This is a genomic window from Bacillus sp. JK62 (assembly GCF_053663455.1).
Genome location: NZ_JBSJQA010000011.1, coordinates 1 through 20,199 on the forward strand (window position 1 = coordinate 1; position 20,199 = coordinate 20,199).

The following is a 20,199-nucleotide window of genomic DNA, read 5'->3' on the forward strand; positions in this document are numbered from 1 at the left end:
ACGCCGCCAGCGTTCGTCCTGAGCCAGGATCAAACTCTCCGATAAAGTAGTTTGACTGACTACGCACATCGCTGTGCGATTTATTTAAAACTTTGAATTAACAGGTACGTTTTGTCTTGTTTAGTTTTCAAAGATCATTTCGTCTTTCGTTCAAGCGACTTTATTATTATATCTTATCAATCTCTTGAAGTCAACAACTTTTTTTGAATTTCCTTTTTCGTCAGCGCCTTGTTTAGCGGCAACGAATAATAATATACCACCTCACAAATAATAGTGCAATAGTTTTTTAAAAGAAAATCAAAAAAGTTTTACGAGCGGCTTGTTTCTAAAAAAGCGCCGGACTGCGATAAGCAGAAACGGCGCCTTCCCTTTTATTAGCGTTGTCTCATTTGAGGGAATAATAAAACGTCTCTGATAGACGGAGCATTTGTTAACAGCATGACAAGGCGGTCGATACCGATACCCAATCCCCCGGTCGGCGGCATGCCGTATTCAAGAGCTTCAACGAAGTCTTCATCCATCATATGCGCTTCATCGTTTCCTTCTTCTCTTTCTTTTAATTGCGCTTCAAAGCGTTCCCTCTGGTCAATAGGGTCATTCAGCTCCGTAAACGCATTAGCGTGCTCACGGCCGACGATAAACAGCTCAAAACGGTCTGTAAAGCGAGGGTCCTCCGGATTTTTCTTAGCAAGAGGAGAAATCTCTACAGGGTGGCCGTAAATAAATGTAGGCTGAATGAGTGTTTCTTCAATTTTTTGTTCGAAGAATTCATTGATGATATGACCCACCGTCATTGAGTTTGTGATCTCGATACCATGCTCTTTTGCATGACCGCGTGCTTCTTCAACAGTCATCTCATTCCAGAAATCTACGCCTGTCGCTTCTTTGACCGCATCTACCATGTGGAGTCGTTTCCACTCAGGTTTCAGATCAATCTGCTCTTCGCCGTACTGGATTGTGGTGCTTCCAAGCACTTCCTGCGCAATATGTGCTACGAGGTTTTCCGTAAGACTCATAATATCTTTATAATCGGCGTACGCTTCATACAGCTCGATCATCGTGAATTCAGGGTTATGGCGTGTAGAAACACCTTCGTTACGGAACACGCGGCCGATTTCGTAGACTTTTTCCAATCCGCCGACAATCAGGCGTTTCAGGTGCAGTTCAATCGCAATACGCATATAAAGCGGCATGTCGAGCGCGTTATGGTGCGTGATGAACGGGCGTGCAGACGCTCCTCCCGGTATGCTGTGCATCGTAGGTGTTTCAACTTCTAAGTATCCATGGTCATCTAAGTATCTTCTCATCGCTTGGATGATTTTGCTGCGTGTGATAAACGTTTGTTTGCTGTCAGGGTTTACGATGAGATCGAGATAGCGCTGGCGGTAACGCTGTTCAACGTCTTTTAACCCATGATATTTATCAGGAAGAGGACGCAGTGCTTTTGTCAGCAGTTCAAAAGATGTCGCTTTGACAGAAAGCTCGCCTACGTTTGTTTTGAAAACTTTCCCCGTGATGCCGATAACGTCTCCGAGGTCTGAAGATTTAAAGATTTCATATTGTTCTTCGCCGACACTGTCTTTTCTTACGTAAATTTGAATTTGACCTTCTAAGTCCTGCAGATGCGCAAAGCCGGCTTTCCCTTTTCCGCGCTTTGTCATCATACGGCCTGCAATGGTCACTTCGATCGCTTTTTCTTCCAGTTCTTCTTTAGAAAGCTCCTGGTAGGCTTCTATGATCTGTTGAGATTGATGCGTTCTCTCGAAACGTTCGCCGAAAGGGTCAATGCCGTTTTCTCTCAGTTGGTTCATTTTATCTCGTCTGACTTGCAGCTGGTCGTTCAATTCCTCATGATTTTGCTCTTCTTGACTCATTGGTATCACTCCGTTACATTTTGATTTCACGAAAAAGCAGAAAAACTGCCAGCGGTAAGCTGGCAGTGAGCAGCAATAGAGGGTGTATTATTAACCTACTTTTGCATCTTGAAGCTCTTTTGCCTCTGCTTCGGCGGTAAATGCATCTAAAAGCTGCACAAATTCTTCACGCGTCTCACATTGGTTAATTTCATTGCGTACATTCGCATTGCCTCTGACACCTTTCAGATACCAGGCAGCGTGTTTTCTCATTTCTCTGACTGCCACATTTTCGCCTTTTAACTTAATCAGGCGGTCTAAGTGCAGTTTGCATACCGACATTTTTTCACGGACTTTCGGCTCGTCTTTTAACTCACCGGTTTCAAGGTACTGCACCGTACGGTAAATCATCCACGGGTTGCCGAGTGCGGCCCGGCCGATCATGACGCCGTCAACTCCTGTTTCCTCAAGCATGCGTTTCGCGTCCTGAGGCGTTTTGACATCACCGTTTCCGATGACGGGAATGGAGACGGATTGCTTCACTTCTTTAATGATATCCCAGTTCGCAGTGCCTTCATACATTTGCACTCTTGTGCGGCCGTGAAGGGCAACGGCTTTTCCGCCGGCACGTTCAACGGCTTGGGCGTTTTTCACCGCATAAATGTGATCTTCATCCCAACCCATTCTCATCTTCACTGTAACCGGCTTATCAACAGCATCTACTACTGCGGATACCATTTCATAAATCTTATCAGGATCGAGAAGCCATTTGGCGCCCGCATCACATTTTGTAATCTTTGGTACGGGACATCCCATGTTAATATCAATAATATCAGCAGTCGTGTTTTGATCTACAAACTTCGCCGCTTCCACAAGGGTTTCCTTTTTTCCTCCAAAAATCTGAAGGCTGAGCGGTTTTTCACGTTCATCAATGTAAAGCATCCCCATTGTTCTTGCGTTGTTGTAAAGTATCGCTTTGTCACTGACCATTTCAGCGCATACCAATCCGGCTCCGAATTCCTTTACAGTCAATCTGAACGCTGAGTTGCAGACACCGGCCATAGGGGCAAGCACAACCCGGTTTTTCAATTGAATATCACCGATTTTAAACATTTTTCCCCTCCTTTCATCTGTCTATTTTTCAGGCGGGGCCAATTCGTCCGCACTTATATTTAAAACATCTGCCGCATCTTGAATGATGGCATCTGACGGCAATCGGTTTCCGCGTTCAATTTCACCGACAATAGAAACTGATATACCTAATGCTTTTGCAAATCCTTCTTGAGTATAACCTTTCAGCTTTCTGAATGCACGAATTCGCCTACCCCAGATTTCTGCTTCCATACTCTTACACCTTCTTGGTTTGTTTCAGCGCTTATCGTGATATGATCCGCCTGCGGACATATTTCTTTTAACGGCGCAAGGACAAATAAGCGCTCATACATTCTCGGATGCGGAACAATCAGCCGCTCTGTTTCAATATTTTCACGATTATACAGCAAAATGTCAAGGTCTGCCGTCCGCGGTCCCCAGCGAATCTCTCTCGTTCTGCCTAATTCAGCTTCAATGCTCTGCGTTACGTCAAGAAGTTCAAAAGGAGATAACGACGTTTTCACTTCAACCGCCATATTGAGAAACTGATCTTGATCCTCATAACCCACGGGATCTGTTTCATATATGGAGGACACCTTTGACACCGTCACGCCATGATGCCGGCTGAGCATGGCAACTGCCTGGCGCAAATAATGTTCACGGTCGCCCATATTGGAACCGAGGCCGATATATGCCGTATTGTTCATGATTTCTTTCTCGTCATTTCTATGGCTACTGATTTATAATGGCCGGGAATCGGCGGGTCAGGCTTAACAACCTTTACCGTACATTGCCGCACCGGCTCAAATTTCTCAAGGACGGTGTCTGCGATCCGTTCCGCAAGAGTCTCGACCAAATTAACGGGCTCGCCCTCAACGATGCCGCGGCAGACACTGTACAATTCCGCATAGTTAATGGTATAAGAAAGGTCATCCGTTTTTCCCGCTTTGCTCAAATCCAGTTCGGCAGTCAGGTCTACTTTGAAGCGCTGGCCGAGTTTGTTTTCTTCCTCGAACACGCCGTGATATCCGTAAAACTCCATACCTTCCACATATACTTTATCCATAATGTGCGCCTCCTTTGTTCAGCATAGCATCCATCATCTTAGTCATTCTTGCGATCTCTTTGACATCGTGCACCCTCACAATGTCGCAGCCTTTTTGGACGCCAAGGCATACTGTCGCTCCCGTTCCCTCGGCACGTTCTTCAGGGGGAAGGTCAAGCACACGGCCGATGAACCTTTTTCTCGATGTCGCCAGGAGCAGCGGATACCCTAACCCGCTGAACACCTCCAGCTTGTTCATGACAGCCAGATTGTCCTCATAGTTTTTCGCAAAGCCGATCCCCGGATCCAGAATCATATTTTCATCTGTGACACCGGCTTCTGCGGCAATTTTTACGCTTTCCATCAAGTCTGCAAGCATATCAGGAATAAGATCGTTATAGTTTCTTTCCATACGATTATGCATTAAGATAATCGGAACTCCGTGTGCGGCGGCTACTGACGCCATGTCAGGGTCACCTTTCGCCCCCCAGATGTCATTAAGGATAGAGGCTCCCGCTTTGACCGCTTCGTCTGCCACGGACGCTTTGTACGTATCGATTGAAAGCGGAATGTCCAGCTCGCTTGTGATCCGTTCTATGACGGGGATGACTCGTGACATTTCCTCATCAGCCGAAACGAGTGATGCGCCGGGCCTTGTCGATTCGCCGCCGATATCTATGATATGCGCCCCTTCTTCAGCCATCTTCGCCGCATGCAGAAGCGCCCTTTCCGTACTGTCGTATTTGCCGCCGTCAGAGAAGGAGTCTGGCGTTACATTTAATATCCCCATAACGAGCGTCTTCTCTTTATAGGACAGAGCGCCTTTTTTTGTATGAATCAGTTTAGGCTGTTCAATTGTTTGCTGCGCCATTTTGTTCCTCCTCCTGTACATTCATTTTGTTTATTTCCTGCTGATACTGCTTACGGAGCAATTGCACCGTTTTTCCGCTCATTCCGGGCAGCGGCACTTCCTCTATTTTAGAAAACGGGATGATTTCAAGCACGGAGTTTGTCAACCATGCTTCATCCGCTTCAAGCATTGATTGAAAACGGAATCGGCCTTCGGTGACTTCTGTCCCCTGCCGTTTCAATTCATCAATGACAAACTGTCTTGTTACACCGTCGAGAATTCCCGTATCCAAAGATGGCGTAAAGACCTTGTCTCCTTTTCGCCAAAACACGTTGGAGACAATGCCTTCCGCGACATCTCCTTCTCCGGTCAGGAAAATCCCTTCAAGATTGGGATCATTCCCGATCTCCCGTTTAGCGTACATGTTGTTTAAATAGTGATGGGATTTTAACCGGAAAGATCCTTCAGGCGTATTTCTCCGGACAGAGAGAAGCCTGCCTTCTTTTTGAACAGGCAGAGTTTCCGGATTGAGCCGGTTGACGAAACAAAGAACGGTCGGCTTTTCATAAGTCTGCGCGGCAAATCCCTTATCGCTGACGCCTGCCGAGATGTTAAGCCGGACACGCGCGCTGCCGTCCTTTATGTCATTGAGGAGCAACAGTCTCCGAAGCATATCAAGCAGCTCCTGTTTGTTCACCTCATATGCAATCTGCAGATCCCGAAGCGCCCTGTTGAGTCTGGCGACATGCGCATCCGGCAGAAACGGCCGGCCGCTGTAAAGCCTGAACGTTTCGAACGCGCCGATCCCGTACAGATAACCATGGTCAAAAGGAGAAAGCGCCGCTTCTTTCTCCTCTATATATTGACCATTCAAATATATAATCACACCGACACTTCCTTTTTGCGGTGTGTCTCTATAAAGTTTCTGAGCATCTCTTTGCCGAAGGAGGTCATGATGGATTCCGGATGGAACTGAACACCTTCAACAGGCAGCTCATTATGGCGGATTGCCATAATTTCTCCTTCTTTGGTTTGAGCGGATACCGTAAAACAATCCGGCAGCGTGTCCGCTTTGACAATAAGTGAATGGTACCGGGTGGCGACCAGCGGATTTTGCAGGCCGTTAAAAATCGTCTGTCCGTCATGCATAACTTCTGACGTTTTGCCGTGCATGAGCCGCTCTGCTCTGACGACATCGCCGCCGAATACTTGCGCAATCGACTGATGCCCGAGACATACGCCGAAAATAGGAATACTGCCGGCAAAATGTTTGATGGCTTCGAGGCTGATCCCCGCTTCATCAGGACTGCACGGCCCGGGAGAAATCATTAAGAAGTCCGGACCCAGCTCTTCAATCTGCTCAATCGTAATCTCGTCATTCCGTCTGACGATCAGTTCCTCCCCGAGCTCACCCAAATATTGAACCAAGTTGTACGTAAATGAATCATAATTGTCAATCATTAAAATCATCTCTGCTCACCTCGTCTGATTTTTTGTCTCTTCTTCACTCAGCTCTAACGCCTTTTTCATCGCAAAAGCTTTTTTGAACGATTCCTTGTATTCATGCTTCGGAACCGAATCAATAACCACTCCTGCTCCGGACTGCATAAAAGCATGTCCGCCGGCTGCATAGATCGTCCGGATCACAATGTTAAACTGCAAATCTCCGTTAAATCCGAACCAGCCTATAGATCCAGTATAAAGCCCCCGTCTTGTCGGCTCAAGCTCTTCTATAATTTCCATCGTTCTCACTTTGGGCGCTCCCGTGATGGTGCCCCCCGGGAACACCGCATGAATAATGTCTGTCGCGTCATATCCGTCCTGCAGCTCTCCCTGTACGTTTGACACGATATGCATGACGTGGGAATACTTTTCGATCGCCATAAACTCGTTAACCCGCACGGAACCGTAGCGCGATACGCGCCCGAGGTCATTGCGCTCAAGATCAACAAGCATGACGTGTTCCGCACGTTCTTTTTCGTTGTGAATTAATTCATCAGCCAAAGCCTTGTCTTCAGCATCGTCTTTTCCTCTTGAACGCGTACCCGCGATCGGTCTCGTTTCAAGCTTCTTCCCCTTCTTTGTCACCAATAGCTCCGGCGACCCGCATATCACTTGAAACCCCGGTGTCTCGAGATAGGCCATGTAAGGAGACGGATTGACGTTTCTCAAGTGTTTATACACCTCATACGGATGAACGGATAAAGACTGAGACTGCCTGATGGACAAATTAACCTGGAACACATCGCCGCTCGCGATATATTGTTTAATTTGTTCTACAGCCTGTGAAAATCCTTCCTCAGTGAACGGAGCGGCGTACGATCCGTCCCCATTCCGATTCAGCGGTGAAAAAGGCTCGTCCGCCGTTTGGAGGGAACACCACATGTCCTCTAAGCCGGACAGCTTTTCTTCCGCAAGATCCGCTTCTTCCGCTTCAGTATGGGTAATGAGCCATAACGCCTCTTCCTCATGGTCATAAACGGCCACATCATCAAAAACAAGAAAGTAAATATCGGGTGTTTCCAGATCATCTAACGACAGCATCTTAAAATTCTCAATATATCGGGCATAGTCGTAACTGATAAAACCAATCGCACCGCCCTGAAAGTCCGGAAACTCAACGTTTGTTTCCGTTCCGAGCGTTCCAAACCATTCATGAAAGGCCCGCAGCGGGTCACCTTCTTTAAACAGTGTTTCTCCCTCATGCTTGATCGTTGTAATTCCGTCTTTCCCTCTGACGGACGCAATCGGATCTAGACCGGCTATACTGAATCTTCCCCCTCTCGCGCTTTCGAGCAGAACATGCCGTTTTCTCGATTTCGAAAGGTTTTCATATCGCTGTAAAAATGCTTGTTTCGTAAAAGGTATTTTTCTTCCTGCCGGTCTGCGTTGTGCCATCATATCAATCCTCTGCTTCGTTTTACTGTAGTTTTATTTTAAAGCAATCACACTGGTGAAAAAAGTGAATTTCACTTCCAACCATAAAATTCGAAACGTTTTTTGGATTTTCGATACTTCAGGCACAAAAAAACTCCCGGATACAGCCGGGAGCCGTGTGTATGTCTCTATTCAAACTGATAAAGCGGTGTGCTTAAGTAACGTTCTCCGTTACTAGGGATGATCGCAAGCACTTTCTTGCCTTTCCCGAGTTTTTTCGCGATTTCCAGTGCCGCGTAAATGGCCGCTCCGGAAGAAATACCGCCGAGAATCCCTTCTTCTTTTGCCGTTTTACGGGCATATTCAAATGCATCCTCGTTTTTGACGGGAATGATTTGATCATAGATGTCCGTATTCAATGTTTCAGGAACAAATCCCGCTCCGATACCCTGAATTTTATGCGGGCCCGGTTTTCCGCCGGAAAGAACCGGAGAATCCGCCGGCTCTACCGCATAGATTTTGATGGATGGATATGCTTCTTTCAGCACTTCGCCCGCTCCCGTGATGGTTCCGCCGGTACCGATTCCGGCCACGAACGCATCAAGCTGGTCGTCACCAAACTGTTCTACGATTTCTTTCCCCGTCGTTTGACGGTGAATTTCCGGGTTTGCCGCATTGTTGAATTGCTGAGGCACAAAGTATCCGTGTTCCTCGGCAAGTTCTTCCGCCTTTTTAATGGCGCCCTTCATTCCTTCTGCGCCGGGAGTCAGCACAAGCTCCGCCCCGTATGCGCGCAGCAGATTGCGTCGTTCCATACTCATTGTATCAGGCATAACGAGAATGGCTCTGAGACCTTTTGCCGCTGCCACCATCGCAAGACCGATCCCTGTATTTCCGCTTGTCGGTTCAATGATTGTGTCGCCGGCTTTTAATTTTCCTTCTTTTTCAGCCGCTTCAATCATCGCCGCTCCGATACGGTCTTTTACGCTGCTGCCCGGATTCATGTATTCAAGCTTCAGATATACATCTGCACTGTTTTCATCCGTCAGGCGATTCAATTTCACAATAGGAGTATTTCCGATTAGTTCAGTAATAGAATTTGCAATACGCACCATGTTGGACACCTCAATTTCCGACTAAATTTATTGGTATTATAAATATAAGTTATCAATTTCAAAATTTTTTGTCAATCATTTAGTTCTTTTTTCCCCGTAGAACCAAGAGACCCCCGCCTCTTTCCACAGCGTTTTGACTGTCGCCTTGTCACCTAATTGATCCATCGCGATCTGGCGTCTGATTTGACTCTTCACTTCATTGTATGAGAAAGTTCTCGCTTTAAGCTTTTCTTTCAGCTGAATGACGGCATATCCTGAAGAAACTTTAATCGGTTCAGCGGACCATTCATCTTCTTTGAGATTTTTAGCTTCTGTGATATATGCCTGCGGGATATTTTCCTGGTTTTCTGTCACAAAGCCGAGGTCTCCGCCGTACTGAGACGTGTATCTGTCCGTGGAACGCTCAGCGGCGACGGCTTCAAAGCTGGAACCGCCTTTCAAATCAGCAAGCACCCTGTCCGCCTCTTCCTTGTTTTTGACGACAATGTGCCTGATTCTGTAGGAATCATCGAAATGATACAGTTCTTTATTTTTATTATAAAATGATTGCATTTCCTTATCCGATATATCGATGTCCTTCGTCAGCAGTTCTTCAAGAAGAATGTTGTAGCGGATCTGGTCTCTCCATTCTTTTTCGGTAATATGGCTGTCTTCATAAAATGAATTATTCACCGCTTTGATTAAAAGAAATTCCCGCTCCAATTCGCTGTTTGAAACTGTGAGTTTATTCTTTTTCGCAAGTTCTTCCACTACTTGTGCATTAATCATGTCTTCCAGAGTTGATTTTCCGTACTCGTCCTCCATCTTTTTCATCCAGTCCTGCCGTGTGATATGTTTATCACCGATTGTCGCGATGGATTCTTCAGATGACCCCGCGGCTTGGGATTTTGTTAACTTATACGCCACTGCCACACTGCATACCAACAGCGCCGCTACAATAATCGTTAAAAGTGTTCTCGATTTCAAAATCTACCCCATCCCTTTTATAAAATAGAACAACCCGCTAAAGAGCTAGCGGGTTGTTTCGTCACGAAGCTCTTCCAGTTCTTCTTTTGTAAATAAATATTTCTCATTACAAAAATGGCAAACCGCTTCGGCTTTTCCGTCTTCTTCTATCATATCTTGTATTTCTTTTTTGCCTAGTCCTAAAATGGCCGTTTCGAATCGATCTTTTGAACAAGAACAGTGAAATTTGACCGGCATTGTTTCGAGAACGTCCGGTTTTTGACCCAGAACTTCTTCTAAGATTTCTTCCGGTGTCAGGCCTTTTTGAATCAATTTTGAAATCGGTTCGATTTGAGATAATTGCTTTTCAATTGTTGAAATGGTTTCTTCATCAGTCCCCGGAAGAAGCTGAATGATGAACCCGCCCGCAGCGAGAATCGTGTTATCAGGATTCACTAGAACACCTACGCCGACAGATGAAGGGACTTGTTCAGAAGAAACAAGGTAATACGTGAAGTCATCACCGAGTTCACCCGAGACAATCTCTACTTGTCCCGTAAAATAATCACGCAAGCCCAAATCTTTTACGACACTGAGTGTTCCGTCAGTTCCGACCGCCCGTCTGACATCCAGTTTCCCTTGTTCATTGAGGTCAAAATGAACATGCGGGTTTGATACGTATGCTCTTACCTCACCCTTTGCGTTCGCATCTGCGACAATGGCTCCGATCGGGCCGCCGCCTTCTATTTTGACTGTCAGCTTATCTTCACCCTTAAGCATCGCTCCGAGCATCAGAGACGCTGTCATCGTCCGGCCGATTGCGGCTGATGCCGTCGGCCACGTGTCATGCCTTCTTTGCGCTTCATTTACCATATCTGTCGTTCTGGCTGCATAAGCCCGCACTTTACCATCATATGCAATTGCTTTAATTAAATAATCCATCGTTTACCTCCTATACGTGACCCACGCGATTTCGCTCATAAATGATTTCCAGCCCTTTTAAAGTAAGAAACGGGTCAACAATATCAATACAGTCTGATTCATTTGCGATTAATGACGCAAGCCCGCCTGTCGCAATGACTTTCGGTTCTTGTTTGGCCTGCCATTTCATCCGCTTTACAATGCCTTCAACTTGTCCGACATAGCCGAAAAGGATGCCGGACTGCATGGCGCTTACCGTGTTTTTGCCGATGATATTGTCCGGTCGGGCGATTTCAATTCTCGGAAGCTTGGCCGCGCGTGAGTACAGCGCTTCCGTTGAAATTGTAATGCCGGGAGCAATCGCGCCGCCCATATATTGTTTGTTTTCATCAATGTAGCAATACGTCGTCGCCGTTCCGAAATCAACAACAATTAAGGGGCCGCCATACTGATGAATCGCCGCAACGGCATTGACGATTCTGTCAGCTCCCACTTCTTTCGGATTGTCATATTTTATATTTAAACCTGTTTTCATTCCCGGGCCGACAACCTGCGGCTCGATGTGAAAGTATTTTGTGCACATTCTTTCTAAAGAGAACATAATCGGCGGCACTACGGATGAGATGATAATCCCTTCAATCTGTTCAAACATCAGTCCGGAATGTTCAAATAAGGAGCGGAGCAGCATGCCGAATTCGTCTTCTGTTTTGTGCCTGCTCGTTTCTATGCGCCAATGATATTCTAGTTCCCCATCATGATATACACCAATCACGGTGTTGGTGTTCCCCACATCTATAACCAGTAACAACCTCTATCACCACTTTTGAATAGTTTCTAATCATAACATTTTCAACATTCTACAATACCATACACGATCTGCGGCTCTTTTGTAAACAAAACGAAACCAGTAAAAAAACCGCCGGTATACGCCGGCGGTTTTCATATCAGAAAGCGAACTATTCTTTCGGCTCGTCTTTCTTTTCGTCTTCTGTTTTAGACAGGATGTTTACTTTCACATCGTCTTTTTGAAGATGGTCATCTGAGAAATTGCGCTCAGGGAGTTTTCCGTGATCCACGAGATGCTTGATTTGTTCCGCATCTAATGTTTCCACATCAAGCAATGTCTGAGCAATCAATTCAAGCTTATCACGATTTTCAGTCAGGATGGTTTTCGCACGCTCATAACATTCTTTAATGATGCGCTGAATTTCCTGATCGATTTCGTAAGCGATCTGATCACTGTAGTTTTGCTCGTTGTTGAAATCCCGGCCCAGGAATACTTGACCGCCTTGAGATTGACCGAACTGAAGCGGTCCGAGTTTTTCTGACATACCGAACTCTGTCACCATTCTTCTGGCAATGTTCGTTGCCCGCTGGAAGTCATTGTGAGCCCCCGTGCTGACTTCGCCGAAGATAATTTCCTCGGCAACACGTCCGCCCAGAAGACCGACAATTTTATCGAGAAGTTCAGGTTTTGTCTGGAAGTAACGGTCTTCTCTCGGAAGCATGACCGCGTATCCGCCCGCCTGCCCCCTCGGAACGATCGTTACTTTATGAACCATATCGGCTTCATCCAGCACAAGTCCGATAACGGTGTGACCGCCCTCGTGGTACGCCACGATATTGCGTTCTTTTTTCGAGATGACACGGCTCTTCTTCGCAGGACCCGCAATGACACGGTCCGTTGCTTCATCAATGTCGCGCATATCAATTTTCTTCTTGTTTTGACGGGCAGCAACGAGTGCCGCTTCGTTAAGAAGGTTTTCTAAATCTGCGCCTGAGAAACCGGGTGTTCTTGAAGCGATTGCTTTTAAGTTCACCGTCTCATCAAGCGGTTTGTTTCTCGCATGCACCTGCAATACGGCTTCACGGCCGATGACATCCGGACGGTCTACCGTAATCTGACGGTCAAAACGTCCCGGACGGAGCAATGCAGGGTCAAGAATGTCCGCACGGTTTGTCGCAGCGATAATAATGATTCCTTCATTCGCACTGAAACCGTCCATCTCAACAAGCAGCTGGTTCAGCGTCTGTTCGCGTTCATCATGCCCGCCTCCAAGACCGGCGCCGCGCTGTCGTCCTACCGCGTCGATCTCATCAATAAAGATCAGGCAAGGCGCATTCTTTTTCGCATTTTCGAATAAATCACGCACACGGGAAGCACCGACACCGACAAACATTTCAACGAAGTCAGATCCGCTGATGCTGAAGAAAGGAACGCCCGCTTCACCGGCTGAGGCTCTCGCAAGCAATGTCTTACCGGTTCCCGGAGGTCCGACCAGCAGCACGCCTTTAGGAATTCTCGCGCCAAGCTCGGCGAATTTGCGGGGATCTTTCAGAAACTCAACAACCTCAACGAGCTCCTGCTTCTCCTCATCCGCGCCGGCTACATCTTTAAACTTCACGCGTTTCTTTTCTTCCGTATACAGCTTCGCTTTGCTCTTCCCGAAGTTCATGACACGGCTTCCGCCGCCCTGAGCCTGATTGAGCAGGAAGAAAAACAGAATAAAGATGATGACAAACGGAATGATCGTCGTTAAGAACGTCACCCACCCGCTTGTTTCCTGTGCGGGATCAACTTTTACGTCCGTCTTTTTAATTGCGTCAAATATCTGGTCTGCTCCTTTTCCTTCAGGAACATGTGTTAAAAAGTACTGGTCTTTGTCGTATTTTTTCAGCTGTCCTTTTACCTCATAAACACCTCTGACAGGCTGAACCGATACGCTATCAACTTTCCCTTCATCGAGGTTCTTGATAAACGTACTGTACGACATATTTTCTGTTTTCGGGTTTGAGGTCTGGAAGTAACTCACAACCCCGATTACTACTAATAAAATAAGTAAATAAAAAATGGTATTACGGAAGACCCGATTCATTCCTTACCTCCTCCCACAGTAAGCACAACTATGTTCAATAGTACCATAGAAAATCATTCCAATACAACCGATAACCATCTCGGAAGCAGGCAGCCGATCAGCTTTCATAAATCGCCGGTTTTAATACTCCGATGTAAGGCAGATTGCGATAGCGCTCGGCATAATCAAGTCCGTAACCCACAACAAACGCGTCAGGAACTTCAAAGCCTACGAAGTCTGCTTTAATGTCCGCTTTTCTTCCGCTTGGTTTATCCAACAGGGTAACAATCTTAATTGATTTCGCTTTACGATATCGGAAGAGTTCTACGAGATAGCTCAAGGTTAACCCACTGTCGATAATATCTTCAATGATTAAGATGTCCCGGCCTTCTACAGATGTATCCAAATCTTTGATGATTTTGACTTCTCCGGAAGAAACCGTGGAATTTCCGTAGCTTGATACATCCATGAAGTCCATTTCCAAATATGTATCAATATGCTTTATAAGATCAGCCATAAAAGGGAGCGCTCCCTTTAACACACCGATTGCCAACGGAAACGTGTCGCTGTACTCGCTTGTTAATTGTTCTCCAAGCTGTTTTACTTTCTGCTGGATCTCATCTTCTGAGATCAGCACTTTTTCGATATCCTGTTTCATGTTAATGCTTGCCCCCTACACTTTTCATGCTGTCTATATTGTAATACAATGCGGTCACTGTTTGAAATCACAAGATCGTCAAAGATGGATTTTTTCAAGCCAGGCAGCCAGATAATTTCACCGCTCGCATCCGTTACAATCGGCCATTCGTCCCGATCCCGCAGAGGCAGTTTATGATCAATAAATATATCTTTTACCTTTTTCGAGCCATTCATCCCTTTAAGTTTAATCCGGTCGCCGATTTTTCTCGTCCGGATTGTTAAAGGAAATTGCACCTTATTTCTGCTTGTCATAAAAACAGCATTCCCATTTTTGATATGAGGGTCAGCCTGATCGGCCACCTCTATCATAAAGCCGTTGGGGAGAACAGCAGTCTCGCCTTCCGCTCCTTGCAGCTGCAGCTCAAAGGGAACCTTTTCACATTGCCATTGTTCAAATGTAAACAAACATGTCTGATATGATTTGACCACCTTCAGCCCTTTCGGAAAATCAAGCACTCCCGAGGCGCTTCCATTTTCCGCCCATTCAAGAAACTGCTGTATGTGTCGGGCGGAAAACGACGATGGAACGTTTTCATAAAGATAGTTTAATATTAGTTGAACTCCTCTTCTTTGTAAAGGTATCGGAAGGGCAAGCAATTGAGAGGAATCGACTTCAACCGATGTGTCAGACTTGCTTGTAATAACCTTATTCATTCGTTCTTTCGTTAATGACTGCAAGTATTGTTCGTCTTCTGTCAGTGCTTCACTCACCTTTTGAAACATTTTATGAACGTCAGGTGATTCTTGTTTTAAAAAAGGAAGCACGGTCTTTCTGAATCTGTTTCTTGTATAATCGTCTTTTGCATTGCTCTCATCCGTTCTGTAGCTGAGCCCTTCTTGACGGCAGTATTCTAGGATTTCATCCTTTGCCGCATAGAGGAAAGGCCTGATCAGCCAGCCGGATGCAAATTCGCGGACGGGCTGCATTCCCGCGAGCCCTGCCCCGAGCGTACCTTTCGCAAGCCTCATGAGCATTGTCTCAACCTGGTCATCGCCGTGATGAGCCAGCGCCATAAACTTCGCTTCGTGTTTTGCCATCAGATCTTCGAAAAACTGATATCTGCAATCACGCGCGGCAGCCTGCTTGTTCAGCTTATTCTTCTTTGCGTATGCAGAAACATCAATCTGTACCGTTTCGCAGAGGATGTGTTCCGCTTCGCAATATGACTGCACAAACTTCATATCTTCTTCAGATTCAGGACCCCTGAACTGATGGTCGACATGCGCCGCTATGATAACGGAAGAATGCCCGAAGTGCTTATTCAGCATACTGAGAAGCGCCATTGAATCAGGGCCTCCGGAGACCCCGGCAATAATCGTTTCTCCCTCCGCCTGAAGATGATATGTTTTGAAAAAATCTTCCACGCTTTTCACAATGTCCCCCTCACAATGAGCAGGTTTTTTAAAGATATACATATCCTATCACTTTCATTCCCTCCAAGCAAAGAAGAAGCATGAGCGCAGGCGTCCGGCCGGCATTAGATGAGAAAAAAGACGATGTAAGCGAAATAAAGGGCGAGAACGCTGATTAAAATAAGTGTTGTTTCAAACAAACCATTGTGCTTTGCGGGTTTTTGTTTAGGTTTATACCGCGTTTGAGATACAGCGCCCTGCCGCGGTTTTGATTGCGGCGGCTTAGGCTTGGCGGCGGCTTTCCTTTTACTCCCGGCGCTCTGCCCCGCCGTCAGGATGTCATGCTTCATGGCTTCCGCAGACGGATATTGGCCGTTTAAAGCAGAAAACAGAACCTTCTTATACTTATTCAGAAACGGGTGGCCTTCAATGATAGAACGAAGCTGTTCTTTCGGCTGTCCTGACTTTTTGCACTCTTTCTTCTGGACACAGTGGATCATGATCATTGCGACAGCAAACAGGTCATAGGATGGTTCTGCTTTTCTTGTTCCATACCCCCAATAGCCCCTGTCGTAAAACTCCGTATACTCTTTAATCGCCCGGCCTTGTTTTGTCGTTCCCCCTACATCAATGCAGCGGATGGCAGCCGGTGGTCCGGTTACAATAAGATTGTCCGGTTTGAGGTCGCCAAACACCCATCCCTGCTGATGAAGGACTGACAGGCTGGAAAGAAGCTGCACCATCAGCACCGGAATCCACTCCGCTCCCTTACTGCTGATATATTGCGGAAGAAGCGGCCCTTCTATGTACTCCATCACGTAAAAAGAGACATTTTTATTCAGCTGCGGAATAAACGCATCGTCCGCATCAAAAAAAGAAGGCCCCATCGTTTGCGACCGGGCCTTTGAAAAGGATTTTAAGACATTCACTTCAGAGGTAACAGACATGCTGTCGCTGCTTATTTTCAAAGCGACCTGTCCGCCTGATGCTTCTGCCAGATATACAATACCGTTAGCCCCTTTTCCAAGCTGTTTGAGCAATCTGTAGGATTTGCCGTTCCATTTGCCCTGAATTGCCGTCCCCGGTGCCAGACTACATGCCAAACTCGTTAAAGCGTCGTTCATCATCTGCCAACATGCTCCTTCTTGAGCGGATTCTCTCAAACTGCTGCGTCGCTTCCCGGATAGCGGGGCCCGTAGGGGTGATACCGCCGGTCGACAGCTTCGCAAAGAGTGCAGAAAGGGATTCAAGCTTCGGCGTCCAATTCAGCACAAGCTCAACTTCCTGGCTTTTCCCGGGAAATATACACATGGCAAATTCATTTTGTCCGGCCCGGGAATTTAAACTGATGGAAAGATCGATCAGCGCTTCTTTCACCGTCGGCAGTTTCGGCGCCATACTCGCACTCGTATCAACCAGCACAAGCACCTGCAGATGAACTGTTTCTCCGAGTTCATCAACCACTTCCATCACTTCGCCGCGTTTTTCCGGAGAAAGCTCTTCCATTTCAACGTTTTTCCCTAAGATTTGTTTAAGTTCTTGATTGACGACACCTTGCAGCGTCTGGGTCATTGCTTTTTTCGTCACCATTTGAACCGTCTGAGACAATTGTGACGCGTACACAACTTGATGGACGCCGCCACCGGCCATGGCGATGCCTTCAACTTCCTTCATTGCCTCTTGGTCAATCGCATTTTCTTCCATAATTCCTATAACATTCACCGTAATCCCCTGCTCCTTGGCGAAAGCCGCCATTGCAATCGGGTCTTCACCATGATTGGAGCAGCCATCTGTAATCAGCAGAACTTGATTTAAATGTCCCTTATTCACATACATTCCTCCCGGTGATACGATTAGTCCCATCTTCGCCAGAAGGAAAGTGATTTATACGAAACGATTAAGAAATCTCCTTTTTATTTTGGAATACCGCCGGCACCGGTATGGAAGCCCATTTCGGCGTGTTGTGATCAATCCGGACAACAACCACCGTCATATCGTCTTCGATTTGGCCGGAACGCGTTCTGATGACCTCTTCCATTAATATATCAGCGATTTCCTGCGGATCTTCGGTTTTCAGCCCTTTCATTTTCCGTTTCATCCACAGGTCATGGTTTTCAACGTGCTTCGGTCCTTCAAAAATACCGTCACTCATCATGACGAGCAGATCTCCCGCTTTTAACTGTTCACTTACAACCTCCACATCAAATTCATTGATGATACCGATCGGCAGATTGCTGGCCTGCACTTTCATGACTTGATCTCCCCGCTTGATAAAACTCGGCGTTGAACCGACCTTCAAGAATTTACAGCTTGCATCCTGAAGATCAATGATAGAAAGATCGAGAGTTGAGTAGATTTCATCTGTCGTCCGTAAAGACAGAATACTGTTGATCGTTTTGATCGCTATTTTTTCATCAATACCTGATTCGAGAATTTTTTCGAGCAGCTTAATCGTTTCGTTGCTCTCATAATGGGCCCTCGCCCCATTGCCCATGCCGTCACTGATCGCGGCCGCATACTTTCTCGCCCCCAGTTCCATCATGCTGTAGCTGTCGCCGGAGACAAGACCGCCGCCTTTTGCCGCATGAGCTGCGCCTGTCGATACCCGGTACGATTTGGTCGAACCGAACGCAACATGGCTGTAGCCATTCGGATGAGCCGAGTGCTGTTCGCTTTTGACAAGTATCTGCTCCTCAAGAATGTCAGACAGCATCGGGGCGATAATTTTCTCACTCTCGCCGTGTCCTCCGCTGAACGGGATTGTCATTTCGATATCAATATTGCCCTGCTCCAAGCTGTATATCTCGACATGCTGAATCTCGATTCCGAAATGCTGAAGCGCCTCTATCATTTGTTCTTCCTGAATAAAATGCTGCTCCCTCTCCCGTTTTATTTCCCGAGAAAAGTCCGCCATGACCTCAGAAACCCCCAACAGCTGCTCGGCAACAAGCCTCCTGCTGTCCTGAACTTTTCTCTTCAGTGTCAGATGGGCGTGATGGTGGGCAAGTTCGTCCTCAATCAGCTCTTCCACCTGTCTGGATTTGGAACAGTGCTGTTGAAACTCTTTTTTTAATCTGCGGTTTGAGGCATACTGTTTTTCCTCTGTTTCATGCATAACTTGTTTCATTAAGTCATATGTTTTATCAAAGTTTTGAACCCAGCATTTGCTTTTCTTATAGCAGGATTGGCAGGAATGCTCGGTGATTTTGCTTAAAAAGAGATCCACTTCCCCTTCTTCCGCCTGCTCATCGGAAGACGTCTGATGAAAGGTGGCGAAGCTCTCCGACAAGGCATGAAACACATTGGAGAACTGGTCTACTTTCTGGGCGGTGACATCTCTGATTTTCCTCGCGTACTGCTGCTGTTCCTGACTGTGCTCAGCAGTGCCCGGTATGTATCGCGCCACCTTTTTCGTAATCGATTGGGGCGTAATCAAAAACAAAACAACGGCAATCAAAGATTCATAAAGAGTGGTCATTAATCCGGCAGACCCTTCTCCATATAATGAAATCAGCAGTGAGCCGATCACCAATCCGACTGCGGCGCCGGCTTTCTTTCCTTCTTTCAGCAGCCCGCCAAGAAGCCCGGAAAACGCAAGCAGACTCATTTGATAGAGATTCCCGATATTCGCAAGCCCGAGGATCAGTCCGGTCACAACACCGACCGTACAGCCGATGCTTGCCCCGCCGACAAAGGAAAAACTCAGCACGACATAGCGGGCCAGGATATGCTCAGCCTGCATTCCCTGAAATGAAACACCGGCAAGCCCGGTTAAAACAGATGCGATCAAGATCATAAAACAGATGATTTCTTCTATTTTTAACGATTGCTTCACTTTTTTGATCGTGAAAATCGGCAGGCTTTGTAAAAAGATCAGCGTCAAAATAAAGGCCAGGCCCGCCTCGACAACAGCCATCACATAATCATAGGTTGTAAAAGCGCCGCTTTCAAAATAAACAAATCCGATTCTCGCGGCAGCCATTGAGAAAAACACCACGATCGGCAGCATCTTCACCCGGTCCTGCACGATATATGTACCGATTTTTGAAAATAGAGTGAAGACGGCCAAAGCTGTGAGAATCAATAAAGAGTGTTTCGGCGAAATGGTTAAAGCGCCCGCAAGCAAAGACAGACAAGCATAGAAGGCTTTATCTCTTCTGATCAAAAGCATCGCTCCGAAAAACGGCAGTGCAAACGGAAGAACCTCAGATAATATGAAAGCCCGTCCAAGTAAAAAACCGATCACGACATAAATGAAACCCTTATAGAAAAAAAGTGAATGCGCTTGATGGACTGTAAGCTTTGCCGCCTTTTCAAAAAACGATTGCAGTTTTTCCAGAGCTTGTCCCGCCATCGGCCCGTTCACTCTTCTTTCCGCTTTTTCCATTGCTCTCATCCCCCACCTGTTTTATTCGTTGCTTGTCATTATAAATGAAAGCACAGATAGGATTTTGTCAAAAGAAGGTAACAATTCCAAAGAACTCTTCGACGCTTTCTCCCTTGTTCCCCTTTCCTTTCGTATTTCCTCCGACATTTCTCAAAAAGTTGTCTAAATATGAAAAAATCGGCTTCTGCAACAGAAGCCGATTCGCTT

At 46.5% G+C, this 20,199-nt stretch carries 19 protein-coding genes; all 19 read right to left on the reverse strand.

The genetic code is table 11. The annotated features are described in order from the left end of the window. Nucleotides 1–374: 374 nt before the first annotated feature. Nucleotides 375–1,874 carry a lysine--tRNA ligase gene (gene lysS, locus ACWJJ4_RS19170; protein ID WP_014304211.1) on the reverse strand — a complete coding sequence of 500 codons (1,500 nt, stop codon included), beginning with the start codon at nt 1,872–1,874 and terminating at the stop codon, nt 375–377. Nucleotides 1,875–1,964: 90 nt separating this feature from the next. Further along, complete coding sequence (gene dusB, locus ACWJJ4_RS19175; RefSeq protein ID WP_014304210.1) at nt 1,965–2,966, reverse strand: tRNA dihydrouridine synthase DusB; 1,002 nt, start codon at nt 2,964–2,966, stop codon at nt 1,965–1,967. Nucleotides 2,967–2,987: 21 nt separating this feature from the next. Continuing rightward, on the reverse strand, nt 2,988–3,197 hold the full coding sequence (locus ACWJJ4_RS19180; RefSeq protein WP_003150668.1) for a helix-turn-helix domain-containing protein: 210 nt from the start codon (nt 3,195–3,197) through the stop codon (nt 2,988–2,990). Continuing rightward, the gene (folK, locus tag ACWJJ4_RS19185; protein ID WP_007409947.1) at nt 3,149–3,652 is read right to left on the reverse strand and encodes a 2-amino-4-hydroxy-6-hydroxymethyldihydropteridine diphosphokinase; all 504 of its coding nucleotides are present in this window, start codon (nt 3,650–3,652) and stop codon (nt 3,149–3,151) included. Before folK ends, ACWJJ4_RS19180 begins: the two co-directional genes overlap by 49 nt. Beyond that, nucleotides 3,649–4,011, reverse strand: a complete 363-nt coding sequence (gene folB / locus ACWJJ4_RS19190) for a dihydroneopterin aldolase (RefSeq protein ID WP_094247301.1) — start codon at nt 4,009–4,011, stop codon at nt 3,649–3,651. The genes folK and folB overlap by 4 nt, the downstream gene beginning before the upstream one ends. Then, nucleotides 4,004–4,861, reverse strand: a complete 858-nt coding sequence (folP, locus tag ACWJJ4_RS19195; RefSeq protein WP_003150672.1) for a dihydropteroate synthase — start codon at nt 4,859–4,861, stop codon at nt 4,004–4,006. The genes folB and folP overlap by 8 nt, the downstream gene beginning before the upstream one ends. Then, a complete protein-coding gene (gene pabC / locus ACWJJ4_RS19200; RefSeq protein ID WP_025854072.1) occupies nt 4,842–5,726 on the reverse strand; it encodes an aminodeoxychorismate lyase in 885 nt (294 codons plus the stop codon). Before pabC ends, folP begins: the two co-directional genes overlap by 20 nt. After that, nucleotides 5,723–6,310: an aminodeoxychorismate/anthranilate synthase component II gene (gene pabA / locus ACWJJ4_RS19205; RefSeq protein WP_003150674.1), complete on the reverse strand. Its 588-nt coding sequence runs from the start codon at nt 6,308–6,310 to the stop codon at nt 5,723–5,725. The genes pabC and pabA overlap by 4 nt, the downstream gene beginning before the upstream one ends. Before the next feature lie 6 nt (nt 6,311–6,316). Further along, nucleotides 6,317–7,738 carry an aminodeoxychorismate synthase, component I gene (gene pabB / locus ACWJJ4_RS19210; protein WP_024084798.1) on the reverse strand — a complete coding sequence of 474 codons (1,422 nt, stop codon included), beginning with the start codon at nt 7,736–7,738 and terminating at the stop codon, nt 6,317–6,319. Between the two features lie 167 nt (nt 7,739–7,905). After that, the gene (gene cysK, locus ACWJJ4_RS19215) at nt 7,906–8,832 is read right to left on the reverse strand and encodes a cysteine synthase A (protein ID WP_004264603.1); all 927 of its coding nucleotides are present in this window, start codon (nt 8,830–8,832) and stop codon (nt 7,906–7,908) included. A 75-nt stretch (nt 8,833–8,907) separates the two neighbouring features. Next, nucleotides 8,908–9,798 (reverse strand): peptidyl-prolyl cis-trans isomerase, encoded by an 891-nt coding sequence (locus ACWJJ4_RS19220; protein ID WP_060561971.1) that lies wholly within the window; start codon nt 9,796–9,798, stop codon nt 8,908–8,910. A 45-nt stretch (nt 9,799–9,843) separates the two neighbouring features. Further along, on the reverse strand, nt 9,844–10,719 hold the full coding sequence (hslO, locus tag ACWJJ4_RS19225) for an Hsp33 family molecular chaperone HslO (protein WP_004264606.1): 876 nt from the start codon (nt 10,717–10,719) through the stop codon (nt 9,844–9,846). A 10-nt stretch (nt 10,720–10,729) separates the two neighbouring features. Further along, complete coding sequence (locus tag ACWJJ4_RS19230) at nt 10,730–11,506, reverse strand: type III pantothenate kinase (RefSeq protein WP_025650393.1); 777 nt, start codon at nt 11,504–11,506, stop codon at nt 10,730–10,732. A 148-nt stretch (nt 11,507–11,654) separates the two neighbouring features. Continuing rightward, complete coding sequence (gene ftsH / locus ACWJJ4_RS19235; RefSeq protein WP_004264608.1) at nt 11,655–13,574, reverse strand: ATP-dependent zinc metalloprotease FtsH; 1,920 nt, start codon at nt 13,572–13,574, stop codon at nt 11,655–11,657. A 97-nt stretch (nt 13,575–13,671) separates the two neighbouring features. Further along, entirely contained in the window at nt 13,672–14,211 is a 540-nt protein-coding gene (gene hpt / locus ACWJJ4_RS19240) for a hypoxanthine phosphoribosyltransferase (protein WP_004264611.1), read from the reverse strand. Beyond that, entirely contained in the window at nt 14,208–15,626 is a 1,419-nt protein-coding gene (gene tilS, locus ACWJJ4_RS19245; RefSeq protein ID WP_454021873.1) for a tRNA lysidine(34) synthetase TilS, read from the reverse strand. Before tilS ends, hpt begins: the two co-directional genes overlap by 4 nt. Before the next feature lie 104 nt (nt 15,627–15,730). After that, entirely contained in the window at nt 15,731–16,732 is a 1,002-nt protein-coding gene (locus tag ACWJJ4_RS19250) for a protein kinase domain-containing protein (RefSeq protein WP_025650390.1), read from the reverse strand. Next, nucleotides 16,698–17,435 (reverse strand): vWA domain-containing protein, encoded by a 738-nt coding sequence (locus ACWJJ4_RS19255; RefSeq protein ID WP_004264624.1) that lies wholly within the window; start codon nt 17,433–17,435, stop codon nt 16,698–16,700. Before ACWJJ4_RS19255 ends, ACWJJ4_RS19250 begins: the two co-directional genes overlap by 35 nt. A 67-nt stretch (nt 17,436–17,502) precedes the next feature. Continuing rightward, nucleotides 17,503–19,992, reverse strand: a complete 2,490-nt coding sequence (gene spoIIE / locus ACWJJ4_RS19260) for a stage II sporulation protein E (protein WP_004264625.1) — start codon at nt 19,990–19,992, stop codon at nt 17,503–17,505. Nucleotides 19,993–20,199 lie beyond the last annotated feature (207 nt).